This is a genomic window from Janthinobacterium sp. BJB426, assembly GCF_002735705.1.
Taxonomy (GTDB): domain Bacteria; phylum Pseudomonadota; class Gammaproteobacteria; order Burkholderiales; family Burkholderiaceae_D; genus Janthinobacterium.
This window is the reverse complement of sequence record NZ_PDZL01000013.1, coordinates 42,854-56,237: the sequence shown is the minus strand read 5'-3', so window position 1 is coordinate 56,237 and position 13,384 is coordinate 42,854. Positions and strand designations below refer to the sequence as shown.

The window sequence follows — 13,384 nt, the reverse complement described above, 5'->3', positions numbered from 1 at the left end:
CGATGTTGGCACGGGCGCAACAATGCCCTGGCCAGCCGTCATTGCCGCACCCCATATCACGTATAATCTTCCCTTTAAAGCTGCCGCCACTCTTTGCCAAAAAAACATGAAATCAACTGAAATCCGCGACAAGTTCCTCAAATTTTTCGAGTCCAAGGGCCATTCCATCGTCCGTTCCAGCTCCCTGGTGCCAGGCAACGATCCGACCTTGCTGTTGACGAACAGCGGCATGGTGCAATTCAAGGACGTGTTTACGGGTACGGACAGCCGTCCGTACACGCGCGCCACCTCGGTGCAGCGCTGCGTGCGCGCCGGCGGCAAGCACAATGATCTGGAAAACGTCGGCTACACGGCGCGCCACCATACCTTCTTTGAAATGCTGGGCAACTTCAGCTTCGGCGACTATTTCAAGCGCGACGCGATTCAATACGCGTGGGAACTGCTGACCAAGGTATATGGCTTGCCGGCTGACAAGCTGACCGTCACCGTCTACATCGAAGATGACGAAGCGTACGATATCTGGGCCAAGGAAATTGGCGTGCCCGTCGAGCGCATCATCCGCATCGGCGACAACAAGGGCTCGCGCTACGCTTCGGACAATTTCTGGCAGATGGCGGACACGGGCCCATGCGGTCCGTGCACGGAAATCTTCTACGACCACGGCGCCGACATTCCTGGCGGCCCGCCGGGTTCGCCTGACGAAGATGGCGACCGTTTCATTGAAATCTGGAATCTGGTGTTCATGCAGTTCAACCGCGACGAAGCGGGCGTCATGCACAAGTTGCCGAAGCCATGCGTCGACACGGGCATGGGCATGGAGCGCCTGGCCGCCGTGCTGCAGCACGTGCATTCGAACTATGAAATCGACCTGTTTCAGCACCTGATCAAGGCCGCCGCGCGCGAAACGGGCGCCACGGACCTGGAAAACAAGTCGCTGCGCGTGATCGCCGACCACATCCGCGCCGCCGCCTTCATGATCGTCGACGGTATCATTCCGGGCAGCGAAGGCCGCGCGTACGTCTTGCGCCGCATCATCCGCCGCGCCTTGCGCCATGGCCACAAGCTGGGCCAGACGAAGCCGTTCTTCTACAAGCTGGTGGCTGACCTCGCCATCGAGATGGGCGGCGCCTATCCGGAGCTGGAAGAAGCGAAAGACAACGTCGCCAACATGCTCAAAGCCGAGGAAGAACGTTTCGGCGAAACCCTGGAAACGGGCATGAAAGTGCTGGAAGCGCAGCTGGCCAAGGATGCCACCGGCATCGACGGCGCCACCGCTTTTACTTTGTACGAAACCTACGGCTTCCCGCCAGACCTGACGGCCGACATTTGCCGCGAACGCGACATCACCTTTGACCAGGCCGGCTACGACGCGGCGCTGAAGGAAAGCCAGGAACTGTCGCGCAAGGGCGGCAAGACGCACAAGGACAGCAAGGTCGAGTACACGGGCGAGAAAAACACCTTCGTCGGCTACGATCAACTGACGTTCAGCAGCAAGGTCGTGGCGCTGTACGCAGCCGGCACGCCAGTACAGGAACTCAAGGCCGGTGAAGCGGGCATCGTCGTGCTCGACACGACGCCGTTCTACGCGGAATCGGGCGGCCAGGTGGGCGACCAGGGCGTGATTGCCTCGGGCGCGGGCAGCTTTGCCGTCAGCGACACGCTGAAAGTTCAGGCCGATGTGTTCGGCCACCATGGCGTGCTGGAATCGGGCAGCTTGAGCGTGGGCGACGCCGTCTCGGCGCAAGTCGATACGGCCAAGCGCGCGCGCACCATCCGCAATCACTCGGCCACGCATTTGATGCACAAGGCCTTGCGCGAAGTGTTGGGCAGCCACGTGGCGCAAAAGGGTTCGCTGGTCGATCCGGACAAGACCCGTTTCGACTTCAGCCACAATGCACCGATGACGGCCGAGCAAATCGCCGCCGTGGAAACCATTGTCAATAAAGAGATCCTGGAAAACCGCGCCACGCAAGCGCATTTGATGTCGTTTGACGATGCCGTCAAGCATGGCGCGATGGCCTTGTTCGGCGAGAAATACGGCGACGAAGTGCGCGTGCTCGACATCGGCAGCTCGAAAGAGCTGTGCGGCGGCGTCCACGTGCAGCGCACGGGCGACATCGGCCTGTTCAAGATCATCGGCGAAAGCGGCGTGGCCGCCGGCATCCGCCGCGTGGAAGCCGTGACGGGTGAGGGCGCGCTGGCGCTGGTGCAAACCATCAACCGCCGCCTGGTCGAAGCGGCCAATGCCCTGAAGGCGCAGCCGGAAGAGCTGACTGCCCGCATCGTCCAGGTGCAGGACCACGTCAAGGCGCTGGAGAAGGAACTGGCCGCGCTGAAATCGAAACTGGCGTCGGGCCAGGGCGATGAACTGGTCACGCAAGCCGTCGATGTCAATGGCATCAAGGTGCTCGCTGCCGTGCTGGACGGCGCCGACGTGGCCCGCTTGCGCGAAACCATGGACAAGCTGAAGGACAAGCTGAAAACGGCCGCCATCGTGCTGGCCAGCGTGGCGGACGGCAAGGTCAGCCTGATCGCCGGCGTGACGGCGGACGCGACTTCCAAGGTCAAAGCGGGCGAGCTGGTGAACTTCGTTGCACAGCAAGTGGGCGGAAAAGGCGGCGGACGCCCCGATATGGCGCAAGCGGGCGGTACCGATCCGAGCGGCCTGGCGAACGCCCTGGCAGGCGTGCCGGCCTGGGTCGGCGAACGCGCAAAATAAGGCGTAAGCTAGGGGACATGCGCGGTTTTCGCCCCACAGCCCCTTGAAAACGGCCCGCAGACACTGTTTGTGGGCCGTTTTGCCGTGTGGAATCTCGTTGTGACACCACAACAGCCGATGAACTATTTTGGTGCAGCGCGTCAATGCCCCTGATTTAGAGTAGTATGTCGAAAATCAGTACAACAAAAATGGCGGGATATTGATGATGAGCGACACACTACTTGATACCGAGATTATGGAATTTCACAAAGAACTCGACGCGCGGGGCTTGAATTGCCCCTTGCCGATTCTGAAGGCGAAAAAGGCTTTGTCAGAGCTGCAGAGTGGGGAAGTGCTGCGCATCATGGCAACCGATCCCGGTTCCGTGCGCGACTTCCAGGCTTTCGCCAAGCAAACGGGCAACGCCCTGCTGTCGCACGTGCAGACGGGCACCGAATTCGTCTTCCTGATGCAACGCAAATAATTCTGCCAGCCGGGGCCGCCGTGGCGCGGCCTGGTTTTCCTTTCCATGCCGGCTCTTTTGCTGCCCTGCAGCGTAGCGGCGGACTCCCCTGAAATCCTCAAAGCCGGACAGTTTAGATGGATTGCTCTAACAAAAAATCGCACGATCGTGCTTAAATTCGGTTCAGGATTCAAATTTCTCTTATAATCGAACGCACAATCAGCACTTGATCCGTCATTTTTATAATTTCCCAAAGGCATAGCTATGAAAGTCTTGGTACCCGTCAAACGCGTGGTCGACTATAACGTCAAAGTCCGCGTCAAGAGTGACGGCACTGGCGTCGATACCGCCAACGTCAAAATGTCGATGAACCCTTTCGATGAGATCGCACTGGAAGAAGCGATGCGCCTGAAAGAAGCCGGCAAGGTCACTGAAGTGGTCGCCATCTCCTGCGGCGTGACGCAGTGCCAGGAAACCCTGCGCACGGCCATGGCCATTGGCGCCGACCGCGGCATCCTGGTGGAAACGACGACCGAACTGGAACCGCTGGCCGTCGCCAAGCTGGTGAAAGCCCTGGCCGAGAAAGAGCAGCCGCAACTGATCATCCTGGGCAAGCAAGCCATCGATGACGACAGTAACCAGACCGGCCAGATGCTGGCAGCCCTGCTGGGTTGGCCGCAAGCCACGTTCGCTTCGAAAGTCGTGCTGGAAGACGGTAAAGTCACCGTTACCCGCGAAGTCGACGGCGGCCTGGAAACCCTGGCATTGACCTTGCCAGCAATCATCACCACCGACCTGCGCTTGAACGAGCCACGCTATGTGACCTTGCCGAACATCATGAAGGCAAAGAAAAAGCCGCTCGAGACCGTCAAGCCGGAAGACCTGGGCGTCGATGTTGCGCCACGCCTGAAGACCCTGAAAGTCGTCGAGCCAGCCAAGCGCTCGGCCGGCATCAAGGTCCCGGACGTCGCTACCCTGGTCGCCAAGCTGCGTACCGAAGCCAAAGTCATCTAAGCGGCTTTGCCGTCTATCCAGAACAATTACAGGACATATCATGGTCGCATTAGTTATTGCTGAACACGACAACGCTACCTTAAAGGGCAGCACCCACCACACCGTGACCGCGGCTGCCCAGTGCGGCGGCGACGTGCACGTACTGGTCGCAGGTTCGAACGCATCGGCTGCCGCTGCTGCTGCCGCGCAAATCGCCGGCGTGACGAAAGTCATCGTGGCCGACGCGCCATATTTTGCCGACGGCCTGGCCGAAAACGTGGCCGAGCAAGTGCTGGCCATCGCCGGCAACTACAGCCACATCCTGGCGCCAGCCACCGCCTACGGCAAGAACATCCTGCCGCGCGTGGCCGCCAAGCTGGACGTGGCGCAAATCTCGGAAATCACCAAGGTCGACTCGCCTGACACCTTCGAGCGCCCGATCTACGCCGGTAACGCCATTGCCACCGTGCAATCTGGCGACAAGGTCAAGGTCATCACCGTGCGCACCACCGGTTTCGACGCCGCTGCCGCCACCGGCGGTTCGGCTGCCACGGAAACCGTCGCCGCCGTTGCCGACAATGGCAAATCGGCTTTCGTGGGCCGCGAACTGGCCAAGTCCGACCGTCCTGAACTGACCGCCGCGAAAATCATCGTGTCGGGCGGCCGTGGCATGGGTTCGGCTGAAAACTTCCACATCCTGGAGCCGCTGGCCGACAAGCTGGGCGCCGCCATGGGTGCTTCGCGTGCCGCCGTCGACGCCGGCTTCGTGCCGAACGACTGGCAAGTGGGCCAGACGGGCAAGATCGTCGCCCCATCGCTGTACATCGCCGTCGGCATCTCGGGCGCGATCCAGCATCTGGCCGGCATGAAAGACTCGAAAACCATCGTCGCCATCAACAAGGATCCGGAAGCGCCGATCTTTGCCGTGGCCGACTACGGCATCGTGGGCGATCTGTTCGAGATCGTGCCGCAATTGGTCAAAGAACTGGGTTAAGTCACACCCCTTCCGGTTTTGTTACTGACAAAGCCACGCCGGCCCGCCCCACACGGCGAGCCGCGCGTGGCTTTTTTCTTGGAGAAAAGAAGATGAGCTATCAAGCCCCGTTGAAAGACATGTTGTTCGTGATGAACGAACTGGCCGGCCTGGCCGAAATCCATACGCTACCTGGCTGCGAAGACGCAACGCCCGACACGGCTGAAGCCGTGCTGGAAGAGAACGCCAAGTTCTGCGGCGGCGTGGTGGCCCCCTTGAACGGCCCCAGCGACAAGGAACCGAGTTTTTGGCACGACGGGCAAGTGACCACCTCGAAAGGCTTCAAGGAAGCGTTCAAGGCGTATGGCGAAGCGGGCTGGCAGGGCGTGCAGCATCCGACGGAGTTCGGCGGCCAGGGCTTGCCCAAGCTGCTGGCCACGCCCTGCATTGAAATGCTCAACTCGGCCAGCATCTCGTTCGCCCTGGTGGCCCTGCTGTCGGACGGCGCCATCGAAGCGCTGCTGACGGCTGGCAGCGATGAGCAGAAGGCGGTCTACCTGGAAAACCTGGTGTCGGGCAAGTGGACGGGCACCATGAATCTGACGGAGCCGCAGGCCGGTTCCGACCTGGCCGCCGTGCGCACGCGCGCCGTGCCGCAGGAAGATGGCACCTATAAAGTGTTCGGCACGAAGATTTTCATCACGTACGGCGAACACGACATGGCGGAAAATATCGTCCACCTGGTGCTGGCCCGCACGCCGGATGCGCCCGCTGGCGTGAAAGGCATCTCGCTGTTTATCGTGCCGAAATTCCTCGTCAATGCCGATGGCAGCCTGGGCGCGCGCAACGACGCCCATTGCGTGTCGATAGAACACAAGCTGGGCATCAAGGCCAGCCCGACGGCCGTATTGCAATTTGGCGACCACGGCGGCGCCATCGGCACCCTGGTGGGCGAGGAAAACCGCGGCCTCGAATACATGTTCATCATGATGAACGCGGCCCGCTTCGGCGTCGGCCTGCAAGGCATCGGCCTGGCCGAGCGCGCTTACCAGCAGGCCGTGGCGTTCGCCAAGGACCGCGTGCAGTCGCGCGACCTGGCCGGTTCACCCGGCCCCGTCTCCATCATCCACCACCCGGACGTGCGCCGCATGCTGATGTCCATGCGCTCGCAGACGGAGGCGGCGCGCGCGCTGGCCTACGTGGGCGCGGCCATCAGCGACGTGGCGCACCACCATCCGGACGCGGACGTGCGCGCGGAAAGCCTGGCGACCTATGAATACCTGGTACCCGTCATCAAGGGCTGGGCCACGGAAATGTCGCAGGACGTCACGCGCGACGGCGTGCAAGTGCATGGCGGCATGGGTTTCATTGAGGAAACAGGTGCCGCCCAGCATTACCGCGACGCCAAGATTCTGACCATCTACGAAGGCACGACGGCCATCCAGGCCAACGACCTCGTGGGCCGCAAGACGGTACGCGACGGCGGTGCCGTGGCGAAAGCCATCATTGCCCAGGTGCGCGCCACGGAAGCCCAGTTGGGCGAACTCTCCGGTGCCGACTTCCAGGCCTTGCAACGCCACCTGGCCGAAGGCAGCGCCGCGCTCGAAGCGGTAGTTGAGTACGTAGTGGCGAACATGAAGACGGACATCAAGGCCGTGTTTGCGGGCAGCGTGCCGTATCTGAAACTGGCCGGCATCGTGCTGGGCGGCTGGCAAATGGCGCGCGCGGCCGTGGTGGCGCAGCAAAGGCTAGGAGAAGGCAGCGGCGACGCGGCGTTCTACAAGGCAAAAATCGCCACGGCACGCTTCTTTGCCGACCACATCCTGTCGCAAGCGCCAGGACTGCGCGCCACCATCATCGACGGCAGCGCCGGCGTGATGGCGCTGTCGGAAGAGCAGTTTTAAGTGGCATCCTGGCCGGTGAAAGCCGGCAGTATGTAAAAAAAGCGCTGGAGAGTGATCTCCAGCGCTTTTTTATTTAGTTCTGCGTTCTTAGCGGCGGGCGATGCCGTTGCCGGAATTACGCACGAGGTCGCCAGCTGCCAGGCCTGGATCCTGGTCAAAAGCGAAGTCAGCCTTGGCGCCCGTTTCATATTGCACGGTGACGGTCCACACCTTGCTGTTTTTCATGTGGCCTTCGACTTGCTTGCCCGCGAAAGCGCCGCCTGCTGCGCCGGCCAGGGTGGCCAGATCCTTGCCGCGTCCGCCGCCGACCTGGCGGCCCAGCAGGGCGCCGGCCACGCCGCCGCCGATCATGCCCAGGGCGCCACCTTCACCGGCTTTTTCAGCGACGTTGACTGCCAGCACCTTGCCGCAATCGGCGCAGATCTGCTGTTGAGCTGGCTTGTTGTTCTGGCCTGCATACGAGTTGCCGGCTTTTTGCGCGGCCTTGGCGTTGATGATGGCCTGGTCGTATTCGCCCTTGGCATCGCGCAGGCATTGCATGCGGGCTTTCGAGCTGCTTTCTTCTGCGCACAGTTTCTTGTCGTCCGCGTAGCGCGTGTTCGCTTGCTTCGTGTCGTAGGCGTATTGCGCCTTCGGCGACAGGTTTTGCGCGAAGGCTGAGGTGCTGAACAGGGCCGTGACGGCGACTGCGAGGATGAGTGGGCGACGAATCATGATCTTCTCCTAGGGGGTGTTGAATGTGCCAGTAATGTCGGCATTGTGAATGCAGTATAGAGGAAAATCATGATTGCTTACCAACACTTACATGTGCGTGCGGGGTATGGCAAATGATGGCATTTCCATGCGGAAATTAACCGTAGGCACCGCCTGTATACAGCAAGTCGAACAGGCGCGCCATGGTGGCGATCAGCACGCCTGCGCCTAGCATCAAGGTAGCGACCAGCACCACGGCCAGGGGCCAGCCCGTGTCCGACAGGTGGCCGGAGGCGGCGTTGTAGCGCGCATCCCACTTGTCGTCCGGCATCAGGCCCAGTACCAGCGCTTCCAGGAAGCCGGCCAGGGCGGACAGGGTCAGCGGCAATATCTGGTAAAACCAGTCGGCTTCGGGAAGCAACTGGCGCAGCAGCAAGGAGGCGGGCAGGGCGGCCAGGTGCAGCCATCCCCACCGGTCCTTGGCGCCATGCAGGTAGAAGCGGTGGGCGCCCAGCATGCCCAGCAGGAAGGCCAGCAGTGTCGTGAAAGCCTTGTTCTTGTGCGACTGTTGCAAAATGGTAGCGGTGGTCATGGGACTCCAGAGTTGCTCATCGGTAAAGATTGCCAGTATCGGTCATCCTCTCGCACAACGATAGCACTTTCCTGTGGCGTTTATGTAATGATTTCGCCTGATTTCAAGCCATGGCCGGCACGATAGGCGCACGCGCCTATTGCGTCTTCGGCCATGACTGGTCATAATGTTCGATTAGCCCAAATTACACGCCCGTCATCATAACGCTTGCTGCCTGGCGGTAAAGCGCGCTATAATTTGCGGCTTTTTCCGCCTCAGCACACTTTTTGGAAATATTATGGTCGTTATTCGTTTAGCTCGTGGAGGCGCCAAGAAGCGCCCGTTCTTCAACATCGTCGCTACTGATTCGCGCAATCGCCGCGATGGTCGCTTCATTGAGCGTATCGGTTTTTACAACCCGATGGCGCAAGGTGGCGAAGTTCCACTGCGTATCACCGCAGACCGTCTGGCCTACTGGCAAGGCGTTGGCGCACAATTGTCGCCAACCGTTGCTCGCCTGGTAGCTAGCAACAACAAAGCAGCAGCTTAATTAGATCACTGGTTTGACGGTCAAGACTGCATCCGGGGTGAAAGTCCCCGATGACCTGGTACAGGTAGGCTATGTCTCCGGTGCTTATGGCATTGCTGGCGGGGTCAGGATCACTCCTTTCTCCGACGACGCGGATGCATTATTAAGCGTCAAAACCTGGTGGTTTGATAAACCGACCTTGCATGATGTTCAAGTCAGGCAAGCGAAGTTACACGGCGGCGACGTCGTGGCCCAGCTGGTGGGTGTGGTCGGGCGGGATGCCGCAGAAGCGCTGAAAGGCGTCTCTGTGCAAATTCCGCGTAGCCATTTCCCGACGCTGACGGCCGATGAATTTTATTGGTCCGATCTGATCGGACTGACAGTCGAGAATTTGCAAGGCGAGTGCCTCGGCACAGTGCACGACATGATGAGCAATGGTCCGCAGTCGATCTTGCGCGTTACGCCCGTCGCCACTGCCGATGAGACCGTTGAAAAGGCGCCTGAGCGCCTGATCCCGTTTGTTGGCCAGTTTGTCATTAACGTTGACAAGGCTGCCAACAAGATCACGGTCGACTGGGGCCTCGATTATTAAACCGCCTGCGCTTAACAATGCGCCGGGCAAACGTTGCAGGATAGTGAGCGATGCAATTTGATGTCGTGACCCTGTTTCCGGAAATGTTTGCCGCGCTGACGCAGTCGGGTGTGACCCGGCGCGCCTTCGAGCAGGGGAAATGTGGCTTGTCGCTGTGGAATCCCCGTGATTTCACCACCGATAATCACCGTACCGTGGATGACCGCCCGTATGGCGGCGGCCCCGGCATGGTGATGATGGCCCGTCCCCTTGAAGCGACAATTCATGCCGCGAAGCAACGCCAGACCGAATTGGGCCTGGCGGCGCCCCGCGTGGTGTTCATGTCGCCGCAAGGCCGTCCGCTGACGCACGAGCGCGTCACGCAGCTGAAAGCCGAACCTGGTTTGGTGATCCTGTGTGGCCGCTATGAAGCCGTGGACCAGCGTTTGCTGGACCGTTGCGTCGACGAAGAAATCAGCGTCGGCGACTTCGTCCTGTCTGGCGGTGAATTGCCTGCCATGGCGCTGATGGATGCGGTGATCCGCTTGTTGCCGGGTGTCTTGAACACCGAGGCATCGGCCATCGAGGATAGCTTCGTCAATGGCTTGCTCGATTCGCCGCACTACACGCGGCCGGAAACGTATGAAGGCATGGCCGTACCGCCGGTCTTGATGGGTGGCAATCATGCCGAGATCGTCAAGTGGCGCCGCCAGCGCATGCTGGAAGCGACCGCGACAAAGCGGCCTGACCTGCTGGTCAGTGCGCGCGCCGCCGGCTTGCTCAGCAAGACCGACGAAAAATTCCTGGCCAGCCTGTAAGCCGTCTTCGGATGGTGGGCAGGGTGGCTTTGCAGTGCCGGGCATGTTGCCCAAATTGGTAATACCCATCCTCTACCGGGCGGATACTTGCTATCCACAGTGCGCCGGCATGATGGTTTTCGGAGTTATAAAATGGACTTGATTCAACAATTAGAGCAAGAAGAGATCGCCCGTCTGGGTAAATCGATTCCTGACTTCGCACCAGGCGATACCGTTATCGTCAGCGTCAACGTAGTCGAAGGTACGCGCAAGCGCGCCCAGGCTTACGAAGGCGTCGTTATCTCCCGTCGTAACCGTGGCCTGAACTCGAACTTCATCGTTCGCAAGATCTCGTCCGGCGAAGGCGTTGAGCGTACGTTCCAACTGTACTCGCCGCTGATCGCTTCGATCGAAGTGAAACGCCGTGGTGATGTTCGCCGCGCCAAGCTGTACTATCTGCGTGAGCGTTCGGGTAAATCGGCGCGTATCAAAGAAAAATTGCCAAATCGCCGCGTTGTGGCGAAAGCAAGCGCGTAATATCAGCGTCTGCGTTGGGAAAAGGGGTGCCTCTGATGGTGCCCCTTTTTTTATTCTGAATTGCTATTGAGGCAAGCTGCCATGGCCACTATCGCATTTGATCCAAAACAACTCGCCATCGATTCGATCGCCGGCGAGGCGGCGCTGGACGCCGTGCGCCTGACGCCCGGCTGGCTACGCCAGCGCCTGGCCGAACAGCCCGACTGGCAGCCCGAGATTACCCAGGATTTCCTTTCCGCCCGCGCCGTGCCCGTACGCGCCGCCGTGCTCATTCCCCTCGTGCAACGGCCGCAGGGCCTGACCATTCTGCTGACCATGCGGACCGATCACCTGAGCAGCCATGCGGGCCAGGTCAGCTTTCCCGGCGGGCGCAGCGAAGCTGTCGATGCGTCGCCCATCGCCACGGCCTTGCGCGAAACGGAAGAAGAAGTGGGCCTGGCGCGCGAGCACATCGAAGTGCTGGGTTGCCTGCCCGACTACCTGACGGGCACCGGCTACCAGGTCACGCCCGTGGTGGGCCTGGTGACGCCGCCGTTCGAGCTGCGCGCCGACCCGTCCGAAGTGGCGGAAATTTTCGAAGTGCCGCTGGCCTTCCTCATGGATGGCCTGAACCACCAGCGCCTGTCGGTGGAATTGCCCGGCGGGCGGCGCTCGTTCTACGCCATGCCCTACGAACGCTTCTATATTTGGGGCGCCACCGCCGGCATGCTGCGCAATCTGTTTCACCTCTTGCGCGCGTAAAATGATGCCCCGCACGTAATAAGTTTGATTCCAGCACTGCACTGCGCTATCGTAGCGGGCATTGCGGTATTGCTGAAAAAGACAAAAAGGACGTTTGATGACATTTCTCTCCATACTTTGCGCATTGCTGATCGAGCAGCTCAAACCTTTGCGCGCGGACAATCCGATCTACGCCGAAATCAAGAGCCTGGCAATGCGCATGGAGACCTGGTTCAATGCCGGCCACGCCAACCATGGCCGCATGGGCTGGTTCCTCATGATCGGCGTGCTGATGGTGCCGACGGCAGGCATTTACTGGCTCTTGCAGCATTATCAGCTGACCCTGCTGGCCTTTGCCTGGAACGTCCTCATCGTCTACCTGACCCTGGGCTTCCGTCACTACAGCCATTACTTTACCTCGATCCAGCTGGCCCTGAGCGCCGGCGACGAAGCGACCGCGCGCACCTTGCTGGCCGAGTGGACCAAGCTCGACACAGTGGGCATGGAAGCGAGCGAGATCGCCCGCATCGCCGTGGAAAAAGCCCTGGTCACCACGCACCGCAATGTATTTGGCGTGTTCTTCTGGTTCCTCATGCCGCTGGGCCCTGCCTGCGCCGTGATGTACCGCGTGGCCGAATACCTGGCGCGCGCCTGGAACGAACCCGAGCACATGCGCAATGAAGCGTTCGGCCAGTTCGCCGCGCGCGCCTTTTACTGGATCGACTGGATTCCCGTGCGCCTGACGGCCGTGGCGTTTGCCGTGGTAGGCAATTTCGAGGATGCCATCTACGCCTGGCGCAACTTCGCCCAGCGCTGGCAGGATGAGGCCATCGGCATCATCCTGACGGCCGGCGGCGGCGCCATGGGTGTACGCCTGGGCACGCCAGCGGAAACGGCGGCCCGCGTGGTCGTCACGCCGGACATGGCCGTCGATGACAGCGACAGCGAAAGCGATATCCTGCCGGGCGAAGAGCCGGGCGCGCGCGCCTTGCAGAGCACGGTCGGCCTCGTGTGGCGCGCCTTGCTGCTGTGGATGCTGCTGCTGCTGTTGATGTCGGGCGCCGTTTTCCTCGGCTGACGCGGGCGCACATGCGCCATCCATGCGCCTTGCGCGTGGAACAAGGTTAAAATAGGGGCTGGCGCGCTAGGCGTGCCGGCCCCTGTTTGCATCGCCAGGGCAGATCGAGGTAGAACCCAAGTCTTCTATAAGATATAATACTGGCTTACCGCAGCAAACGTAGTTGAATTACCAGCCCGGCTTACCCGCCGGGGCCATTCACGCAATCCAGTCCCGACAAGCCACATGGCCGAGTTATCTCAAAAAACAGGGGAACTCTCAGACGAGTTCTTCATCCTTGGTCTCACCAGCAATGGCAAGCAATTCCGACCCAGCGATTGGGCCGAGCGCCTTTGTGGAGTGATGTCCTGTTTCAATCCCGAAGGTGGCGGGCGCAACGCGCACCTCCAGTATTCGCCGTACGTGCGCCCGACCGTCGTCAATGGCGTCAAGTCGGTGGTGGTCAACACCAAGTTGCGCGAGATCGAGCCGATGGCGTTTCACTTCGTGCGCGAATTTGCCAAGGATAACGACCTGCAAATTGTCGAAGCCTGCTTCCTGCCGCCTCCCGAAGAAAAGTAAGACCCGTTTCATTGATGTGCCTCAAACCTGCCAGCCTGCTGGTGGGAGACATCATGAGCGCGCAACTGCTGACGGCCAGCGAAGACGAAGACGAAGACGAAGACGTCTACGACACCATCGAACGCATGCGCGTCAACGGCATCCGCCGTCTGCCCGTGGTCAACAATCTGGGCGCGCGTTCCGGCGTCGTCAGCCTCGACGACCTGCTCGCCTTCCTGGCCCAGGAGATGGCCGAACTGGCCCGTATCAGCAGCGGCCAGCTGGTGTACGAAAAGCGCACTAGAAAATAAGCCCGT

The 13,384-nt window shown here is 60.6% G+C and carries 15 protein-coding genes; 13 read left to right on the top strand and 2 right to left on the bottom strand.

Features of this window, described 5'->3' with window-relative positions; translation table 11 throughout:
- Window positions 1-106: 106 nt before the first annotated feature.
- The 5 genes from alaS to CSQ93_RS19530 all read left to right on the top strand — a co-directional run bounded on the left by alaS (window position 107) and on the right by CSQ93_RS19530 (window position 7,031).
- Window positions 107-2,719: an alanine--tRNA ligase gene (gene alaS / locus CSQ93_RS19550; RefSeq protein WP_099379461.1), complete on the top strand. Its 2,613-nt coding sequence runs from the start codon at window positions 107-109 to the stop codon at window positions 2,717-2,719.
- Between the two features lie 235 nt (window positions 2,720-2,954).
- Window positions 2,955-3,182, top strand: coding sequence for a sulfurtransferase TusA family protein (locus CSQ93_RS19545; protein WP_010395510.1), 228 nt, complete (start codon window positions 2,955-2,957; stop codon window positions 3,180-3,182).
- 243 nt (window positions 3,183-3,425) lie between these two features.
- Window positions 3,426-4,175: an electron transfer flavoprotein subunit beta/FixA family protein gene (locus CSQ93_RS19540; RefSeq protein WP_099379460.1), complete on the top strand. Its 750-nt coding sequence runs from the start codon at window positions 3,426-3,428 to the stop codon at window positions 4,173-4,175.
- A 40-nt stretch (window positions 4,176-4,215) separates the two neighbouring features.
- Complete coding sequence (locus tag CSQ93_RS19535) at window positions 4,216-5,148, top strand: electron transfer flavoprotein subunit alpha/FixB family protein (RefSeq protein WP_086145064.1); 933 nt, start codon at window positions 4,216-4,218, stop codon at window positions 5,146-5,148.
- A 92-nt stretch (window positions 5,149-5,240) separates the two neighbouring features.
- The gene (locus CSQ93_RS19530; RefSeq protein ID WP_099379459.1) at window positions 5,241-7,031 is read left to right on the top strand and encodes an acyl-CoA dehydrogenase; all 1,791 of its coding nucleotides are present in this window, start codon (window positions 5,241-5,243) and stop codon (window positions 7,029-7,031) included.
- Between the two features lie 87 nt (window positions 7,032-7,118).
- On the opposite strand, the gene CSQ93_RS19525 is transcribed toward CSQ93_RS19530, so the two are convergent.
- Complete coding sequence (locus CSQ93_RS19525) at window positions 7,119-7,745, bottom strand: glycine zipper 2TM domain-containing protein (protein WP_099379458.1); 627 nt, start codon at window positions 7,743-7,745, stop codon at window positions 7,119-7,121.
- Between the two features lie 136 nt (window positions 7,746-7,881).
- On the bottom strand, window positions 7,882-8,316 hold the full coding sequence (locus CSQ93_RS19520) for an NINE protein (protein WP_099379457.1): 435 nt from the start codon (window positions 8,314-8,316) through the stop codon (window positions 7,882-7,884).
- Between the two features lie 277 nt (window positions 8,317-8,593).
- Here CSQ93_RS19520 and rpsP point away from each other — a divergent pair, with 277 nt between their 5' ends.
- The 8 genes from rpsP (at window position 8,594) to CSQ93_RS19480 (ending at window position 13,378) form a co-directional block, all read left to right on the top strand.
- Window positions 8,594-8,845, top strand: coding sequence for a 30S ribosomal protein S16 (rpsP, locus tag CSQ93_RS19515; protein ID WP_010395524.1), 252 nt, complete (start codon window positions 8,594-8,596; stop codon window positions 8,843-8,845).
- 13 nt (window positions 8,846-8,858) lie between these two features.
- Complete coding sequence (gene rimM, locus CSQ93_RS19510; protein WP_058051091.1) at window positions 8,859-9,416, top strand: ribosome maturation factor RimM; 558 nt, start codon at window positions 8,859-8,861, stop codon at window positions 9,414-9,416.
- Window positions 9,417-9,466: 50 nt separating this feature from the next.
- Entirely contained in the window at window positions 9,467-10,213 is a 747-nt protein-coding gene (gene trmD, locus CSQ93_RS19505) for a tRNA (guanosine(37)-N1)-methyltransferase TrmD (protein WP_099379456.1), read from the top strand.
- Window positions 10,214-10,345: 132 nt separating this feature from the next.
- A complete protein-coding gene (rplS, locus tag CSQ93_RS19500) occupies window positions 10,346-10,729 on the top strand; it encodes a 50S ribosomal protein L19 (protein ID WP_035825414.1) in 384 nt (127 codons plus the stop codon).
- A gap of 81 nt (window positions 10,730-10,810) precedes the next feature.
- On the top strand, window positions 10,811-11,470 hold the full coding sequence (locus CSQ93_RS19495; RefSeq protein WP_099379455.1) for a CoA pyrophosphatase: 660 nt from the start codon (window positions 10,811-10,813) through the stop codon (window positions 11,468-11,470).
- 97 nt (window positions 11,471-11,567) lie between these two features.
- Window positions 11,568-12,527, top strand: a complete 960-nt coding sequence (locus tag CSQ93_RS19490; RefSeq protein WP_099379454.1) for a CobD/CbiB family protein — start codon at window positions 11,568-11,570, stop codon at window positions 12,525-12,527.
- 225 nt (window positions 12,528-12,752) lie between these two features.
- Window positions 12,753-13,088 (top strand): DUF3579 domain-containing protein, encoded by a 336-nt coding sequence (locus CSQ93_RS19485; protein WP_029496213.1) that lies wholly within the window; start codon window positions 12,753-12,755, stop codon window positions 13,086-13,088.
- Window positions 13,089-13,141: 53 nt separating this feature from the next.
- On the top strand, window positions 13,142-13,378 hold the full coding sequence (locus tag CSQ93_RS19480) for a CBS domain-containing protein (RefSeq protein WP_233516263.1): 237 nt from the start codon (window positions 13,142-13,144) through the stop codon (window positions 13,376-13,378).
- Window positions 13,379-13,384 lie beyond the last annotated feature (6 nt).